Genomic DNA, 16919 nt, shown 5'->3' on the forward strand with positions numbered 1-16919 from the left:
TGCCATAAACGCAGGCTTTTGGCGCCTTTCTCAAGCACAACCGCCATTCACTGCAAGGGCGCACTTTTGTGGCGAGGGGATTTATCCCCGTTGGGTGGCGAAGCCGCCCCAAAACCTGACACCTCGGTTCATTAGTCATACCGAGAGTGTTGGTTTTGCGACTGCTGCGCAGCCGAGCGGGGATAAATCCCCTCGCCACAGGGGATCGGGGGGATTACGCCAGATCAGGGTTCTACCTGGCTCCACTGTTTGCTCAGGCGTTTGTCGGAGATCGGCACCTTGGTGCCCAACTGCTGGGCGAACAGCGACACCCGGTATTCCTCCAGCCACCAGCGATACAGCTCAAGCTGCGGATCGCGCTTGCCTTCCTGCGCGTGTTTGGCCGCGCGGGCCTGGTATTGCGCCCAGAGGCCGGCGAGTTCGCCGCTCCAGACGCGATCCTTCTGCACCTGCGCGCCAAGCTTCTCGAAACGCTGCTCGACCGCTTTCAGGTAACGCGGCAGCTCTTTAAGCCACTGCATCGGCGTTTCGCGGACAAACCCCGGATACACCAGATGGCTGATCTGCTGCTTGATGTCGTTCAGCGCCACCGCCTGCGCCAGATCAATCTTGCCCTTGAAGCGCTTTTGCAGAGCGTGCCAGACCTTGAGGATCTCCAGCGTCAAGCGCGCCACGCGTTCGGCGTGCTCAGTCCAGCCACCGCGTTTGCGTTCCGCCAACGCCGCCAGACCGGCGCCATCACGCGGCAACGGGTCTTCACCTTCAAGAATGCAGCTGTCGAGGCTGGCCAGCAAAATGTCTTCGATCAGCGCATCGACTCGGCCCAGTTCACGATAGAGCAGGCCCAGTTCAGTCTGCCCCGGCAATTTGCCGCGCAGGAACTTGGCCGGCTCGGCCAGTTGCTGCATCAACAAACGCTGCAACGCGCGACGATGCTGGAATTCGGCCTCGGCCGGCGTCGAGAAACGCCCTTCCTTGACCGTGCCGCCCTCTTCAACCAGCGCCGGATACACCGTCATCGACAGCCCGGCGATCTTCTGTTGAGTCTTTTCCGCCACCGGCGCGAAGACCTTGGCCTCGACCGGCTGCTGACTTTTCGCGGTTTGCGGCACCGCCAATGCGGCCTGACTGGCTTCGGCAAACCGCGCGGTCAGCTCGGCCAGATCACGTCCTTCACCGAGGAACTTGCCCTGGCCGTCGACGATTTCCAGGTTCATCCGCAGATGCCCTTCAACCCCTTGTTCAGCTTCCGCCCACGCTTCATCGCTGACCCGCGCGCCGGTCATGCGCAGCAGTTCACGGCCCAGTGCTTGCGGCAACGAACCTTCGGCAAAGGTCATCCGTTGCAACGCAGCCTTGATGAAGTCCGGCACCGGCACGAAGTTCTTGCGCAGCGCTTTCGGCAGGTTGCGCACGAGGGCGATGCACTTGGCCTCGATCAGCCCCGGCACCAGCCACTCCAGACGCTCCGGCGGCAGCATCGGCAGCAGCGGCGCCGGCACCCGCAAGGTCACGCCGTCGCGCGGGTGATTGGGCTCGAAGTGATAGGTCAGCGCCAGCTCCAGATCGCCGATGTGCAGCGTGTCCGGGTAGTGCAGCGCGGTGACTTCACTGGCCTCGCGGGCCAGCACGTCTTCCTCGCGCATGATCAACAACTGCGGATCTTTTTGACTGTTGATGCGATACCAGCTGTCGAACGTCGCGGTCTGATGGATCTCCGCCGGCAGCCGCGCGTCGTAGAACGCGTAAAGGGTTTCTTCGTCGGCGAGAATGTCACGGCGACGGGCCTTGGCTTCGAGTTCGTCGAGTTGTTCCAGCAGTTGTTTGTTGGCGCTTAGACACTTGGCTTTCGACTGAATCTCGCCGCGCACCAAACCTTCGCGGATAAACAGCTCACGCGAAACCACTGGATCGACCGGGCCGTAATGCACCGGGCGACGACCGACCACGATCAATCCAAACAGGGTGATCTGTTCAAACGCCACGACCTGGCCGCGCTTCTTCTCCCAGTGCGGTTCGAAGTGGTTTTTCTTGATCAAGTGCCCGGCCAGCGGCTCGATCCAGTCGGCGTCGATCTTGGCGACCATGCGCGCGTATAGCTTGGTGGTTTCCACCAGTTCGGCGGTCATCAGCCATTGCGGGCGCTTCTTGCCGATGCCCGACGAGGGGTGAATCCAGAAACGTCGCTGACGCGCGCCGAGGTAATCACCGTCCTCGGTTTTCTGGCCGATCTGGCTGAGCAGACCGACCAGCACCGCTTTGTGCAGTTTCGGGTAATCCGCCGGCTCTTTGTTCAGGCTGAGCTGCATGTCGCGGCAGATCAGGCTCAACTGGCGATGGGAATCGCGCCATTCGCGTAGACGCAGATAGTTGAGGAAATTCTTCCGGCACCAGTTGCGCAACGGGCTTGCTGTCAGCGCTTGGCGTTGTTCTTCAAAACCACGCCATAAATTCACCAATCCGGCGAAGTCCGAGTCAATGTCTTTCCATTGCGCGTGGGCCTGATCGGCCGCTTGTTGACGCTCCGGCGGCCGCTCGCGTGGGTCTTGAATCGACATCGCACTGGCGACGATCAGCACTTCCTGCAGGCTGCCGAGTTTCGCCGCTTCAAGCAGCATGCGCCCCATGCGCGGGTCGACCGGCAAACGCGCCAATTGGCGACCGAGCGGCGTCAGCTGGCTGTTGCGATCCACTGCCGAGAGTTCTTGCAGCAGATTGAACCCGTCGCTGATCGCTTTGCCGTCCGGCGGCTCGATGAACGGGAATGCGGTGATCTCGCCAAGCCGTAGATGGAGCATCTGCAAAATTACAGCGGCGAGGTTGGTGCGCAGAATCTCCGGATCGGTGAATTCCGGGCGACCGAGGAAATCTTCTTCGCTGTACAAACGAATGCAGATGCCCGGCTCGACCCGGCCGCAGCGACCTTTTCGCTGATTGGCGCTGGCCTGGGAAATCGCCTCGATCGGCAGGCGCTGCACCTTGGCGCGGTAGCTGTAACGGCTGATGCGCGCGGTGCCGCTGTCGATCACGTAACGGATGCCCGGCACGGTCAGCGACGTCTCGGCAACGTTGGTTGCCAGCACCACGCGACGGCCCGGGTGCGACTGGAAAATCCGCTGCTGCTCGGCCGGAGACAGGCGCGCGTACAGCGGCAGAATTTCAGTGTGTTTGAGTTGGGCTTTACGCAGCATGTCGGCAGCGTCACGAATCTCGCGCTCGCCCGGCAGGAACACCAGCACGTCACCCGGACTGCGGCGTTCGCTGCGCTCGTAAGCGGCGATTTCATCGAGGGTGGCGAGGATCGCCTGATCCACCGTCAGGTCATCCTCGACGCGGTTGCCCTCCTCGTCCTGCTCCAGCGTCAGTGGGCGATACCAGGTATCGACCGGGAAGGTACGGCCGGAGACTTCAACAATCGGCGCATCGTCGAAATGCTTGGAAAAACGCTCCAGATCGATGGTCGCCGAGGTGATGATGACTTTCAGATCCGGACGACGCGGCAGCAGGGTTTTCAGGTAACCAAGCAGGAAGTCGATGTTGAGGCTGCGTTCGTGGGCTTCGTCGACGATGATCGTGTCGTAGCGTTCGAGGTAGCGATCGTTCTGGGTTTCCGCGAGCAGGATGCCGTCGGTCATCAGCTTGATCAGGGTGTTGGCATCGCTCTGATCTTCAAAACGCACTTGATAGCCGACCAGCGACCCGAGCGGCGTGCCAAGTTCTTCGGCCACACGGCTGGCGACGCTGCGCGCAGCAATCCGGCGTGGCTGGGTATGGCCGATCAAGCCATGCTGGCCGCGCCCGATCTCCAGACAGATTTTCGGCAACTGGGTGGTTTTACCCGAACCGGTTTCGCCGGCGATGATCAGCACCTGGTGCTTTTCCAGCGCCTTTTTGATTTCGTCGCGCTTGGCGGCAATCGGCAAACTGTCGTCGTAACGAATCACCGGCAGGCTGGCCTTGCGCGCCAGCACCTGATCACAGGACGCCTGCATGCGCGTCACCCACTGGGCCAGTTTGGCCTCGTCAGGTTTCTTGCGCAGCTCAAGCAACTGCCGCCGCAGCCGGTGACGGTCGGCAAGCATGGCGTGGTCGAGGTTTTTCAGCAGTTTGTCGATGGAGGGCGATTCGTCGGTCATCGGGTAGGCAATTCGGTCGTCTATTTGTGCAGGGGGCCGATTGTCGCAGATTTGCGGCACCGAACACGACTGCGAGGTGCTCTTGTGGCGAGGGGATTTATCCCCGATCGGCTGCGCAGCAGTCGCCGACTGGATATCAACGTCGATCTGAAGCATCTGAGTTGAATGGTTTTGGGGGTGCTTCGCACCCCATCGGGGATAAATCCCCTCGCCACAATGTATTCAGGGGGAGTTATTCGTTATCGAGGCCTTTGCGGCGGTACGGGAAGACGTCGATGATTTTGCCGGCGCGAATCGCCTCCTGCAGGCTCTTCCAGTAATCGGCGTTATACAACTCGCCATGCAGTTGATCGAACAACTTGCGCTGCCCCGAATCAGCAAACAGGAACGGCGGAAATTCCTCGGGGAACACATCCAGTGGCCCGATCGAGTACCACGGTTCCGAGGCCATTTCGTCCTCCGGGGTGCGCGGCGCCGGGATGTGCCGGAAGTTGGCCTCGGTCAGAAAGCAGATCTCGTCATAGTCGTAAAACACCACGCGGCCGTGACGAGTAACGCCAAAGTTCTTCAGCAGCATGTCGCCGGGAAAAATGTTCGCCGCCGCCAGTTGCTTGATCGCCAGGCCGTAATCCTCCAGCGCCTCGCGCACTTGCGCGTCGTTGGCGTTTTCCAGATAGAGATTGAGCGGGGTCATTCGCCGCTCGGTCCAGCAGTGGCGGATCAGCACGGTTTCGCCTTCGACCGATACCGTCGATGGCGCGACTTCCAGCAATTCCTCAAGACACGCCGGATCGAACTTGCTCAGCGGAAAACGGAAATCGGCGAACTCTTGGGTATCGGCCATCCGCCCTACCCGGTCGACACTTTTCACCAGTCGGTACTTTTCGATCACCGTCGCGCGGTCGACGTTTTTCGACGGCGAGAACCGGTCCTTGATGATCTTGAACACGGTGTTGAAGCCCGGCAGGGTGAACACGCTCATGACCATGCCGCGCACGCCGGGGGCCATGATGAATTGATCGTCGGTGTTGGCCAGGTGATTGATCAGCGCACGATAGAATTCGGATTTGCCGTGCTTGTAGAAACCGATCGAGGTGTACAGCTCGGCGATGTGCTTGCCCGGCAGGATGCGCCGCAGGAAGCCGATGAACTCCGCCGGCACCGGCACATCGACCATGAAGTAAGAACGGGTGAACGAGAAGATGATCGACACGTCGGCTTCGTCAGTGATCAACGCATCGATCTGAATCCCGCGCCCTTCGCGGTGCAGCAGCGGAATCACCAGCGGCCACTGTTCGTCGCGGGTGTAGATGCGCCCGACCAGATACGCGCCCTTGTTGCGGTAGAGCACCGAGGAAAACAACTCGACGCTGAGCTCCGGGTCCTTGCACACCCAGTCCGGCAGGTTCTCGCGCAGTTGCGCTTCGAGACGCCGCAGGTCGCCGGGCAAATCAGCGTAATCCTCGCTGAAACGGTAGTCGGCAAAAATGCTCGCGAGCATCCCCGACAACTGGCCCTGCGGCTTGTACGTGCGGGTTTGCGCGGCGCGGGCACGGCGCAGGCTCGGGCGTGTGGTGTGAATGAACATGCAGCCGTCGCTGATCAGGTCATGGCTGAACAGGCCGCAGAAAATCGAGTTGTACCAGGTCTCGGACAGCTCATCGTCGAAACGCAGGTCGATGACGCTGATATAGGCGCTTTTCACCAGCGGCCAGCAGCTGACATTCATCAGCGTTTCATCGTCGAAATATTCGCGCAGACGGGCGATGGTTTCGCCGACTTTTTCTTCGTAAAGGTTGATCCGCGCCGCCGACGCGGTTTGGGTCTCCTGCCAGCGTGCCTGCTCGAAGCGCTCGCGGGCGCCATCCGTGATCCGCCGGAAATGCTCGCGGTAATCGTCAAAGCCATCGAGGATCATGCGGGCGATGTCGGTGGCTGGCCATTGCTGCGGCATAAAGGAGACCTCGGCGTGCGTTTGGAAATCTGTGCCTGAGCTTAGCCACGGATGCGGGCGCAGGTGAAGTGCAATTTCTGCCAAAAGCACGGCAAGTTCGTACCACGATCCTGTTGGAGCCAAGCTTGCTCGCGAAGGGGCCTTTGAATCCGACACAGTTTTTTGCAAAGTTTTTTTAATCGACCGTTCGGTCAAAAAATCACCTGTTCAGTCTCGCGGGTGCCTTTGCGCCAGCCCGCGAAATAACCGGCCTTGGCAGCCAATTGCCAGTGCACCTCTCTAGCCCGCGGTTTTCCCGCAACGGGGCGATGCTTCGTGACACCACCCGGATTGGTCTTACCAAAATAGTGGCACTTTGATATACATCCCGCCATTACCCCCCGCAAAACAAGATCCTCGCTGACGAGGACGACCTCTCCCTCAAAGATCAAGGAGCACAAAGATGTCTATCCGCAATCTGCGCATCGGTTTGCGCGCCAGCTTGAGTTTTGCCGTTTTGGCCGGTCTGCTGGTGGTGGTTGGCCTGTTCGGGCTTGCCCAGATGAAGACCCTGCGCGAGAGCGCAGCGGTGATCGAAGAATCATGGATGCCGAGCATCGAAAGCATTCATGACGCGGCGGCGAACATCGCCAGCATCCGTCTCGAATCGTTGCGCCTGACGGCCAATACCCAGGCAGCCAGTCGAGACAGAAGCAAAGGCATTCTCAAGGCGCAGCGTGAAGAACTGCTCAAACGCCTCAGCGACCACAAGGCCTTGATTGCCAGTGATGAAGAACAGGCAATGCTCGACAGCTTGAGTATCGCCGTCGGCAAATACCTGAGCATCCTCGATCAGATCGTCAGCCAGATCGACGCAGGCCAGAACGAACAGGCTTCCGCCCGTTTGAACAACGAATTGGCGCCGCAGGGCGCAGTGCTCGACAAGACGCTGGAGGCAATGATTACGCTCAATCAGCAAGGCGCCGATGCCGCGGCCGAAGCAGCCGCGGCGATGTATCAGCGGGCACTGTGGATTGTCGCGACGATCATCGTGGTCGCGTTGATCGCCACGCTGCTGCTGGCTTGGGCGCTGACTCGCAGCATCACTACGCCGATCAATCAGGCGCTGGAGGTGGCACGACGCATTGCCGCCGGCAACCTCAGTGGCGAGATTGCCAGCAGCGGTAAAGACGAGGCCGCGCAGTTGCTCGACGCCCTCGCCGAGATGCAGGGCAATCTGCGCTCGACTATTCGCGGTATCAGCGAATCGGCGCAGCAACTGGCTTCCGCAGCCGAGGAAATGAGTTCGGTGATGGAACAAAGCACCCGTGGCCTGCAGCAGCAGAACGATCAAATCGAACAAGCCGCCACCGCCGTGACCGAGATGAGTACGGCAGTGGATGAAGTCGCGGCCAACGCGGTGTCCAGCGCCGAGGCGTCCGAGGCGTCGAACGAGGACAGCAAGCACGGCCATGTGCAGGTCAGCGAAACCATCAGCTCGATTCAGGAACTGGTCAGCGCCGTGCTCGGCGCATCCGAGCAAGCTGAAGGCTTGGCCACACAGGCGCAGGACATCAGCAAAGTGCTGGAAGTGATTCGCGGGATTGCCGGGCAGACCAATCTGTTGGCGCTCAACGCCGCGATCGAAGCGGCGCGCGCCGGTGAGGCCGGGCGCGGTTTCGCGGTGGTCGCCGATGAGGTGCGCTCGCTGGCGCAACGCACACAGAACTCCACCGAAGAAATCGAGCTGATGATCAGCAGCATCCAGCAAGGCACCGGTGCCACTGTCGGGGCGCTGCAAAGCAGTGCCGAGCAGGCGGGGCAAACCTTGCGCCGCGCCAACAGTGCCGGGCAGGCCCTGGAGAAAATCACCGCATCGATTGCGCAGATCAATCAGCGCAACCTGGTGATCGCCAGCGCCGCCGAGCAGCAGGCACTGGTGGCCCGCGAGGTCGATGAAAATCTGGTGACCATCCGCGATCTGTCGACGCAAACCGCTGCCGGCGCCACGCAGACCTCTGCCGCCAGTCAGGAACTGTCGCGCCTGGCCGTTGACCTCAACGGGCTGGTCACGCGTTTTGTAATCTGAGCGAAAAGTTGCATGCCCGAATAGCGGTTGCCTTCATCAGGGCGCTCGGCAACACTCTCGTCCCGATTCTGGAAGGAGACCGCCGTGAGCCCTGTCGATATTTTCCGTATGTTGTCGCTGGCGGCCATCTGGGGCGCGAGTTTTCTGTTCATGCGCATTATTGCGCCGGTGATCGGCACGATCCCGACCGGATTCTTTCGCGTGTCGATTGCCGCCGTCGGCCTGCTGGTGATTCTCGGGCTGATGCGCATCAGTTGGGATTTCAAAGGCAAACTGAAAACCGTAATGCTGCTCGGCGTGATCAATTCGGGCATTCCGGCAACGCTGTACTCGGTGGCCGCGCAGGTGCTGCCGGCCGGCTATTCAGCGATTTTCAACGCCACCACGCCATTGATGGGCGTGCTGATTGGCGGGTTGTTCTTCAGTGAAAAACTCACCGCCGCGAAACTCGGCGGAGTGTTTCTCGGCCTGTTCGGTGTCGGTGTGCTGACGCGCGCCGGTCCCGTGGCATTCGACATGCAACTGCTGATGGGCGCCCTCGCCTGCCTGCTGGCGACCACCTGTTATGGCTTTGCCGGATTCCTCGCACGGCGCTGGCTGGATCAGGCCGGTGGATTGGACAGCCGTCTTTCCGCCTTGGGCAGCATGCTCGGGGCGACGCTGTTCCTGCTGCCGCTGTTTGCCTACAGCGTGGCCACTCAGCCGCCCGTCAGCTGGGGTGGCTGGAATGTCTGGCTGTCGTTGCTTGGCCTGGGTCTGGGGTGCACGGCGTTTGCCTACATCGTTTACTTCCGCCTGCTGAGTTCCATCGGCCCGGTGAAATCAATGACCGTGACCTTCATGATTCCGCCGTTCGGCGTGCTGTGGGGGGCGTTGTTGCTGGATGAGCCGCTGTCGATGGCGCACATCTACGGCGGGGTGTTGATTGCGATCGCGTTGTGGCTGGTGTTGAAGCCTGCGACGGTGAAACCGGTTGAAGTGAACGCCCGGTAGGAGCTGCCGCAGGCTGCGATCTGTTGATCTTGTGGTTAAAGACAACATCAAAAGATCGCAGCCTGCGGCAGCTCCTACAGGGGTTGGGGTTACTTGGGTTTACGGAATACGAATGCCAGACCGATGATGATCAGCAGCATCCCCAGCACACTCAGTGCTGCCAGACGATTGCCGAAAATCAGGTAATCCATCACCGCGGTCACCGCCGGGACCAGATAGAACAGGCTGGTGACGTTCACCAGATTGCCCCGCGCAATCAGGCGATAGAGCAGCAGTGTCGCCAGCACCGAGACCACCAGCCCCATCCACAACACCGGCACGATAAAACCGGTGCTCTGCTCGAAGTGGAACGGCTGGAACGGCACAAAAATCCCGCACAACAACAGCCCCGCCAGATATTGCACCGGCAACGTGCCGAGCGGATTGTCGGTGATGCGTTTCTGCATGATCGAACCGAGGGTCATGCTCGCCAGCGCCAGCAGTCCGAAGAGCATCCCCGTCCAGGACATCCCGGCCAGGCCGATGCCTTGGTAAACCACCATGATCAGCCCCGCCAGCCCCAGCGCCAGCCCGAACATCCGGCTCGCCGAGCGCTGCCGCTCCATCAACACAACGGTGAGAATCGGCTGCACGCCCATGATGGTTGCCATCACCCCCGGCGTAACCTTGGTGTTCAGCGCCAGCAAATAGAAAATCTGATAGGCCCCGAGCAACACCACGCCGGTGGCAATCGCATACAGCATCGGCCGGCCAGTCTTGGGCAACTTCAGCCTGAGTAACGGCGCCAGCAGCACCAGCCCGCACAGGGCGATCGCAAAGCGGATCAGCAGAAAGGCAAAGGGCGAAGCGTGAGCCAGGCCCCATTTGGAGAAGATCGCCCCGCTGCTCCACAGCAGAACGAACAGGCTCGTGGACGCCGCCGCGAGCGCGGTTTTTTTCGAAAGGACAAACATGAATACCACCTGTAGTCAGGCAAAAAGCCAACTCAGCCGAAGCTGAAGTTCAGTAGGTTTTTTCAGGCGGGCACAGGGGTCAGCAAAAAACGCCGATCAGCCCGAAACGCCAACACCCGGCGGTGATACGACTGCGCACACCGGCGTGCTACTGACAGGTGGGGGGTAATGACTGATCTGCTGTGGCTGCTGATTCCCGCACGGCACGACGCCAGCGTTGACCGCTGAATCGACTACCGCGTTGATGTGGGATGCAGGCATGGGTGCAGATCTTTTTTGAGGTTGAGGTCAGTGAACCGACTGGCTCACGAGGGCTGAATATAACCAGCCAGGGACACAGATTGCAATGACTTGGGCAAAGGGCCGGTAGCGACAGCTGGGTGGGAGGTGAATAGGCTGGGTTGCAAGGCGATGCCCGACTATGGGGGACAGGGAATGTACGAAATCACATGCCAAGGGAAAGAACTCAACTTCGATATCAGCTGTACAGATCAATGGCTAGAAAACAGGCAAGTAGCAGTATTGCTCTACTCCAGCATCAACTGGAACGAGAAAAACGTGCCGTCACCGATTTGTCGAAGGTACGCTTCGAACCCATCGACACTCTTGCAGTGAATGCCTCGTTACGCTGGGAGACACCGCATTTCTGTTGGCGTGAAGTCATGACATGGAAAGCTCGCGAGCCGCTGTCACTGGACTTTTCGATCTGGTTTGAAGATGAGTTGTGTGGGCTGTGTTTCGCAAATCCGAACAACAGTCGCAGGAGAATTCGAATCGTTCGTCTGGAGGGGCGTTCGGGAGAGGCTCACCCACTGAAAAACCGAATTGGAACGCTGGCACTGATCGTGATTGAACAGTACGCGCGGATCATCGGCAGTGAGGTAGTAGAGGTTCAGGAACCTTTGGTGGGTGCAATTTCCCATTATCAAGAACTTGGCTTCCGCTTTGATGCACAGGGATGCCTTGTCAAAAACGTAGGGAACCGCGTATCGTGAAAACTGCTCAATTAATGATCAGCACTGGTGAAAACGTGAACAAGCCGGTTAAAAAGTCATCCATCAGACCAGGCGGACCTTTAAGCGCCAAAAAAGATGCCGATGTCAGGCTGACTGCCAGTCAACAGCGACTACTGCAAATCCTTATAACGGGTACCGAAACCAAAGAGCCCAACGTACTCGCAGCAGGTCGTCTGTAAATACTCTGGTGATAAACCGCTCCACTGGAGCGGTTTATATGTGGCTACATTCAGTCTCAGCGACAAGTCATCCCTGGCACTCAGACGTAATGTTTACTACCGCTGTTCTCCGGCGGATAGCCTTTGAACACCTCAGGCCCGTCCATGGTCAGCACCAGCTTGTCGCCCTGGCGTGTGAGCCACGGGGTCGCTTCGCTGGTGCTCTCTGATGTGATGCCGGAGGGACTCAGTTCAATGTGATCAAGGTCGATCTCGATCAAACCGATCACGTAAGTGTAGACCGTGCTGCTGAATTCATCGTCCTGGAACTCGAAAGCGCACTCGACAACCTGATTGCCGTACTCCATGCGCATTTTCGGTTTCAGCGAAGCCACCGAAACGGCGCCGTTGTCCAGCGCAGAATAGACACTGCAAACCAACGCAACCTTGCCACCCATTTGCTGGGAGATGGCCGGGTTGATGTCGACTGTTTCGATGGCCGGTGCCGAATCGCTGGCGCTGACCACGTCGCCGGTGTGGAACACGAAAGGATCGATATCGAAGGCGCCACTCTTGTCCGGCGCCTGGATGAAGGACATTCGGCCATCGGGGCGCAGAATGCCGATCCGGAGGTCGAGATCGTCATTGTCGTCATCATCGCCGTTATCCACCCAGGTCGCGCTGACGCGGATGACTTTCGGTGCCGACGGGCCTTTTTCCAGGGAGACCTTGTGGCTGGTGCCCGGTTTGTCGAGGGTGATCAGTGACTTGGTAATGTTCACCGGTTTGGCAGCGGGAGCCGCTGGCGCCTCTTCTTCAACCTCCACCCCGTAGAGCCCGCACAGCCCGGCCAGTCCCGAGGCAAAACCCTGCCATACCGAACGCGCCTTGCACTGGCCGTTTCGCACGTACAGATCGAGCACGATAATGCCCGTTTCCTGGGTGAAACTACCCGGCGCGAGCTCCAGAACCTGATCGCCGACGACCACTTGGGCGCGCAGGTCCTTTACAGCGGCAAAACCACCACTGCCATCCTGAGTCAGGGTGATGGCGATCTTGGTGATACCCGCCGGCATGCGCGAAAGATCAAAACCGATGCGGTGGCTGACAATGCCGCTCTGTGTGACCGGTGCGATGAACATGGCGGCGCCGGACGCATGTTCCGGTGCGTTGAAAAACACCATGTCGCTGTCACTGGTGACCTTGCCGGCCTCAGTGACGAGAAACGCCGTGAGGTTCACGTCCAGATTGTCGCCTGCGGCATGAGTGACCACGACGTGCCCATTGGGCAGGTCCAGGGAGGTGTTTTCGCCAGGCTTGAGGGATTGATTCAAGGGGAGTCGCCTATTCCATGGGGTGTATGGCAGCACACTGCGGGTGCTGCGCCTTCATTGAGAGCTTGCGCGTGAGAGTTTAACGGCTGGCAGATGGCAGTGGTGCGTTGTAACAGTTTTGACCCGCATAAAAAAACCGCTCATTTAGAGCGGTTCCTTTAAACGAGACCGACTTTACCCAAACAGCCAATAGCCCAACAACGTCAGTACCACAACGGCCAATACCGGACGCATGATGCGGTAGGCCTTGGGGTTGCGACGCTTCCACTGTTTGACCACTCCGCTGAACTTGTCGCTGAAGTTCTTGCTCCAGGCGTAAGCCTGGTTGATCCCGCCGACGCGTTCATCATCGAGGTTCTGCGGTGCGGTCGCACGGCCGAGCCAGGCGCTGATGGTTCGGTTGATGCGGGTCATGTAACGGTTGCTCAGCGGTCGCTCGACGTCGCAGAACAGAATCACCCGGGTCTTTTCGGTTTCGTTCTTCACCCAGTGCACGTAAGTCTCGTCGAACATCACGTCTTCACCGTCGCGCCAGGCGTAGACCTGACCGTCGACGAAGATCCGGCAATCGTCGGAGTTGGGTGTCGACAGACCGAGGTGATAGCGCAAGGAGCCGGCAAACGGATCGCGGTGTGGGTTGAGATGACTACCGCCCGGCAACAGCGCGAACATGGCGCCCTTGACGTTGGGAATCGCACTGACCAGCGCCACGGTTTTCGGGCACAGGGTTTCGGCCGACGGCAGCGGTTTGTCGTACCACTTGAGGTAGAAACGCTTCCAGCCCTTTTTGAAGAACGACCCGAAACCGGCGTCATTGTTCTTCTCGGCGGCGCGGATGTAGCCCTCGTCGAACAGGTGCATGGCTTCGTCGCGAATGGTTTCCCAGTTATCGCGAAGTACGTCCAGCTCCGGGAATTTGCTGCGATCCAGGTAAGGCTTGGACGGCACGCCGGAAAACATGTACATCAAAGCGTTGTACGGGGCGAACAGCGCCGAATGGTTGACGAACTGACGCAGTACCGGCAAACGCGCCTTGCCGCGCAAATGCACATAGAGCGTGCTGCCCAGAAACAGCAACAGCACAAACGCCTTGGCGGCAAACGAAAAGGTCATCAACAACTCCTTGAATAAAGACAACGCTGCACAATGCCATTTACCCGGCATGGCAGCCGGCCATGATAAACACTACCGGCTTCGGGAAAAACCCGCTTCAGCCAAGATTCAGTGTTAAGGATTGCGCAACAAAGCGCTTATTAACATAACGATCCTGAACCTTGGCTGACCTGAATCATGAAGATCAAAAGATCGCAGCCTGCGGCAGCTCCTACAGGGACGGATTGCAGGCTGCGACTTATTGCTGGGTCTCCTGCTCGGTGAACAGGTCGCTGAACAACATGCTCGACAGATAACGCTCGCCCGAGTCCGGCAGAATCACCACAATGGTTTTGCCCTGCATTTCCGGGGTTTCTGCCAGACGCACGGCCACGGCCATCGCTGCGCCACAGGAAATCCCGCAGAGAATGCCTTCTTCCTGCATCAGGCGCAGGGCCATGGCCTTGGACTCTTCGTCAGTCACCAGCTCAACCCGATCCACCATCGACAGATCGAGGTTTTTCGGCACAAAACCGGCACCAATGCCCTGAATCTTGTGCGGGCTGGGCTTGATCTCTTCACCGGCCAGCGCCTGGGTGATCACTGGAGAGGACACCGGCTCCACGGCCACGGAAAGAATCGGTTTGCCCTGGGTATTCTTGATATACCGCGAAACGCCAGTGATGGTTCCGCCGGTGCCGACACCCGCCACCAACACGTCGACAGCGCCGTCGGTGTCGTTCCAGATTTCCGGGCCGGTAGTCTTTTCATGAATCGCCGGGTTGGCCGGGTTATCGAACTGCGCCGGCATGAAGTATTTATCGACATCGCTGGCGACGATTTCAGCGGCCTTCTCGATCGCGCCCTTCATGCCCTTGGCTGGCTCGGTCAGCACCAGTTCAGCGCCCAAGGCCTTGAGCACTTTGCGGCGCTCGATGCTCATGGAAGCCGGCATGGTCAGCATCAACTTGTAACCGCGAGCGGCGGCCACAAACGCCAGACCGATACCGGTATTACCCGAGGTCGGCTCGACGATGGTCATGCCCGGCTTGAGTTTGCCGCTGCTTTCGGCGTCCCAGATCATGTTGGCGCCGATCCGGCACTTGACCGAATAACCGGGGTTGCGCCCCTCGATCTTGGCCAGAATGGTCACGCCACGCGGCGCAATACGGTTGATCTGCACCAGCGGTGTGTTACCGATGGAATGGGCGTTGTCGGCAAAAATACGGCTCATGGCTGGGTCCTTATGCAGCGTTGAATTCAGCGCTCCAAGGTATGCCTGTTGCCCAGCACAGTCCAGTCGGGGCGAACGTCTGCAACACACAGTAGTCAATCGCTTTACATCGTTCGGGAATTGTCACCATGAAACGTCGCTACAGCTGGCCGTTATGGACTTTTGCGGGAATCGTCGTGCTGCTGATCGCACTGCACATCGCCCTGCCTTACGTGGTACGCGACTACCTGAACGACAAACTGGCGAATATGGGCGACTACCGTGGCCAGATCACCGATGTTGACCTGGCGTGGTGGCGCGGCGCCTACAAAATCAACGGTCTGAAGATCGTCAAAGTCGACGGCAAAGTACCGGTGCCGTTCGTCAATGCGCCGTTGATCGACCTTTCAGTCAGTTGGCACTCGCTGTGGTACGACCATGCCGTCGTCGCTCAAGTGAAGTTCTTCAAACCTGAAATCAACTTCGTCGACGGTGGCGCCAACAAACAGAATTCCCAAACCGGTCAAGGCACCGACTGGCGTGAGCAGTTGGGCAAATTGTTGCCAATCACGCTCGACGAAGTGCAGATCAACGACGGTCGTATCAGTTTCCGCAACTTCAATTCCAAACCGCCCGTGAACATGAATGCCACTGACGTCAACGCGAGCATCTACAACCTGACCAACGTGGTCGACAAGGAAGGTAAACGCGACGCCCGTTTCGAAGGCAAAGCCTTGCTACTCGGCCACGCGCCGCTGGAAACCACCGCCACCTTTGATCCGTTAAGCAATTTCGAAGACTTCGAATTCCGCCTGCGTGCCAAAGACATCGAACTCAAAAGCATGAATGACTTCGCCTCGGCCTACGGCAAGTTCGATTTCAATGCCGGCCACGGTGACGTGGTCATCGAAGCCAAAGCCAAAAAGGCGCAAGTCAACGGCTACATCAAACCGCTGCTGCGTGACGTTGAAGTCTTCAACTGGCAGCAGGACGTGGAAAACAAGAACAAAAGCATCTTCCGCTCCGTCTGGGAAGCGCTGGTCGGCGGCACGGAAACCGTGCTGAAGAATCAGGCAAAAAACCAGTTCGCGACCAAGGTTGAGCTGAGCGGCAATGTGCATCAGCAAAATATCAGCGCGTTTGAAGCGTTTTTGCAGATTTTGCGTAATGGTTTTGTGCAGGCCTTTAATGCGCGGTATGAGCGGCCTAAACCGGATGCAGGTTAGGGCTTTCGATTGACGATATAGCGACCGGACTCTTCTGCTGCCATTGTCGACTGCTGCTGCAAAGAGTCCCATCCCAAGCACGCTAGCGCCAAAGAGCGCGGCACCGCTTCACGACCATTGCTGTAGCGGCTGATACTACGAGCACTGATACCCAACGCCTCAGCGGCCTGATTGAGCGAAAGGCCCGTCCGGGCGCGCCATTCAATGAAAATCCGAGTGTTTTCATCAGGCGCATTCTGAGCCAGCGCATCCATATAAAGTGTATCTGCGCCAATCTGAATATCGGGTTCAAGCCACTCGACCGTCCAGCCGTCGTCGTCCAATGCCGCCGTCGCAAACACTTCGGGATCAAGTAATGGTCGTAGACCTGGATAAGCGTGAACATCGCGTTCCAGATCAAGTGTCAGCTCTTGACCATCAATAAAGGTCAGTGCCAACCGATAGTCTGGCAGTGCGCTCACAGTAGATAGGCGAGGCCGTTTCATGGGTAACATCGTTTCCAGTCCTCCAGCAGTTGCGCCTGATGGGAGGCAACCCACGCCAGCGCTTCTTTGATAATCAGTGGCGGCGCCTTGCCCGTCATCACTTCAACGGTCTCAAGACTCAGCATCACATCTACCCCTCCACCGATCAGGTGAACATGGGGTGGCGGGTGATCCTTCTCGCGCAACTGAATGCGGTATTTTTCGCGAAATCGGTATTTAGTCGTCATGCCCCAGAGGCTATCGCCAAATCGGCGATACCTGAATACTGGCCATGCGCCGAGACTGAGTCAA

The 16919-nt window shown here is 58.8% G+C and carries 13 protein-coding genes; 5 read left to right on the plus strand and 8 right to left on the minus strand.

The annotated features are described in order from the left end of the window. Positions 1–224 precede the first annotated feature (224 nt). Both hrpA and aceK read right to left on the minus strand, forming a co-directional pair. Complete coding sequence (hrpA, locus tag ACQ4MY_RS20520; RefSeq protein ID WP_440096286.1) at positions 225–4136, minus strand: ATP-dependent RNA helicase HrpA; 3912 nt, start codon at positions 4134–4136, stop codon at positions 225–227. A gap of 232 nt (positions 4137–4368) precedes the next feature. After that, positions 4369–6090, minus strand: coding sequence for a bifunctional isocitrate dehydrogenase kinase/phosphatase (aceK, locus tag ACQ4MY_RS20525; RefSeq protein WP_440096287.1), 1722 nt, complete (start codon positions 6088–6090; stop codon positions 4369–4371). Positions 6091–6532: 442 nt separating this feature from the next. Between aceK and ACQ4MY_RS20530 the strand changes: the two genes are divergently transcribed. After that, on the plus strand, positions 6533–8158 hold the full coding sequence (locus ACQ4MY_RS20530; RefSeq protein WP_008086869.1) for a methyl-accepting chemotaxis protein: 1626 nt from the start codon (positions 6533–6535) through the stop codon (positions 8156–8158). A gap of 84 nt (positions 8159–8242) precedes the next feature. After that, positions 8243–9151: a DMT family transporter gene (locus ACQ4MY_RS20535; protein ID WP_440096288.1), complete on the plus strand. Its 909-nt coding sequence runs from the start codon at positions 8243–8245 to the stop codon at positions 9149–9151. A gap of 89 nt (positions 9152–9240) precedes the next feature. On the opposite strand, the gene ACQ4MY_RS20540 is transcribed toward ACQ4MY_RS20535, so the two are convergent. Next, positions 9241–10104 (minus strand): DMT family transporter, encoded by an 864-nt coding sequence (locus tag ACQ4MY_RS20540; protein ID WP_440096289.1) that lies wholly within the window; start codon positions 10102–10104, stop codon positions 9241–9243. 494 nt (positions 10105–10598) lie between these two features. Between ACQ4MY_RS20540 and ACQ4MY_RS20545 the strand changes: the two genes are divergently transcribed. Further along, complete coding sequence (locus ACQ4MY_RS20545) at positions 10599–11099, plus strand: hypothetical protein (RefSeq protein ID WP_440096290.1); 501 nt, start codon at positions 10599–10601, stop codon at positions 11097–11099. Continuing rightward, positions 11096–11299: a hypothetical protein gene (locus ACQ4MY_RS20550; protein WP_238552730.1), complete on the plus strand. Its 204-nt coding sequence runs from the start codon at positions 11096–11098 to the stop codon at positions 11297–11299. Before ACQ4MY_RS20545 ends, ACQ4MY_RS20550 begins: the two co-directional genes overlap by 4 nt. 80 nt (positions 11300–11379) lie before the next feature. On the opposite strand, the gene ACQ4MY_RS20555 is transcribed toward ACQ4MY_RS20550, so the two are convergent. The 3 genes from ACQ4MY_RS20555 to cysK form a co-directional block, all read right to left on the minus strand. Beyond that, positions 11380–12612 carry a TerD family protein gene (locus ACQ4MY_RS20555; protein WP_440096292.1) on the minus strand — a complete coding sequence of 411 codons (1233 nt, stop codon included), beginning with the start codon at positions 12610–12612 and terminating at the stop codon, positions 11380–11382. A 174-nt stretch (positions 12613–12786) separates the two neighbouring features. Next, positions 12787–13725 (minus strand): aspartyl/asparaginyl beta-hydroxylase domain-containing protein, encoded by a 939-nt coding sequence (locus ACQ4MY_RS20560; RefSeq protein WP_440096293.1) that lies wholly within the window; start codon positions 13723–13725, stop codon positions 12787–12789. 238 nt (positions 13726–13963) lie between these two features. Further along, positions 13964–14938, minus strand: a complete 975-nt coding sequence (gene cysK, locus ACQ4MY_RS20565; protein ID WP_008085926.1) for a cysteine synthase A — start codon at positions 14936–14938, stop codon at positions 13964–13966. A 128-nt stretch (positions 14939–15066) separates the two neighbouring features. Here cysK and ACQ4MY_RS20570 point away from each other — a divergent pair, with 128 nt between their 5' ends. Then, positions 15067–16143, plus strand: coding sequence for a DUF748 domain-containing protein (locus ACQ4MY_RS20570; RefSeq protein WP_008085924.1), 1077 nt, complete (start codon positions 15067–15069; stop codon positions 16141–16143). Here the strand turns inward: ACQ4MY_RS20570 and ACQ4MY_RS20575 are convergent. Further along, the gene (locus tag ACQ4MY_RS20575) at positions 16140–16637 is read right to left on the minus strand and encodes a helix-turn-helix domain-containing protein (RefSeq protein WP_440096294.1); all 498 of its coding nucleotides are present in this window, start codon (positions 16635–16637) and stop codon (positions 16140–16142) included. The two genes, ACQ4MY_RS20570 and ACQ4MY_RS20575, sit on opposite strands and share 4 nt — an antisense overlap. Continuing rightward, positions 16625–16855, minus strand: a complete 231-nt coding sequence (locus ACQ4MY_RS20580; RefSeq protein ID WP_440096295.1) for a DUF4160 domain-containing protein — start codon at positions 16853–16855, stop codon at positions 16625–16627. The genes ACQ4MY_RS20575 and ACQ4MY_RS20580 overlap by 13 nt, the downstream gene beginning before the upstream one ends. Between the last annotated feature and the right edge of the window lie 64 nt (positions 16856–16919).

This window comes from Pseudomonas sp. SM4 (assembly GCF_051913165.1).
Classification (GTDB): Bacteria; Pseudomonadota; Gammaproteobacteria; order Pseudomonadales; family Pseudomonadaceae; genus Aquipseudomonas.

Coding starts and splice junctions, on each gene's coding strand:
- hrpA (WP_440096286.1), bottom strand. CDS start 4,136: ATGACCGACGAATCGCCCTCCATCGACAAACTGCTGAAAAACCTCGAC.
- aceK (WP_440096287.1), bottom strand. CDS start 6,090: ATGCCGCAGCAATGGCCAGCCACCGACATCGCCCGCATGATCCTCGAT.
- ACQ4MY_RS20530 (WP_008086869.1), top strand. CDS start 6,533: ATGTCTATCCGCAATCTGCGCATCGGTTTGCGCGCCAGCTTGAGTTTT.
- ACQ4MY_RS20540 (WP_440096289.1), bottom strand. CDS start 10,104: ATGTTTGTCCTTTCGAAAAAAACCGCGCTCGCGGCGGCGTCCACGAGC.
- ACQ4MY_RS20545 (WP_440096290.1), top strand. CDS start 10,599: ATGGCTAGAAAACAGGCAAGTAGCAGTATTGCTCTACTCCAGCATCAA.
- ACQ4MY_RS20560 (WP_440096293.1), bottom strand. CDS start 13,725: ATGACCTTTTCGTTTGCCGCCAAGGCGTTTGTGCTGTTGCTGTTTCTG.
- cysK (WP_008085926.1), bottom strand. CDS start 14,938: ATGAGCCGTATTTTTGCCGACAACGCCCATTCCATCGGTAACACACCG.
- ACQ4MY_RS20570 (WP_008085924.1), top strand. CDS start 15,067: ATGAAACGTCGCTACAGCTGGCCGTTATGGACTTTTGCGGGAATCGTC.
- ACQ4MY_RS20575 (WP_440096294.1), bottom strand. CDS start 16,637: ATGTTACCCATGAAACGGCCTCGCCTATCTACTGTGAGCGCACTGCCA.
- ACQ4MY_RS20580 (WP_440096295.1), bottom strand. CDS start 16,855: ATGACGACTAAATACCGATTTCGCGAAAAATACCGCATTCAGTTGCGC.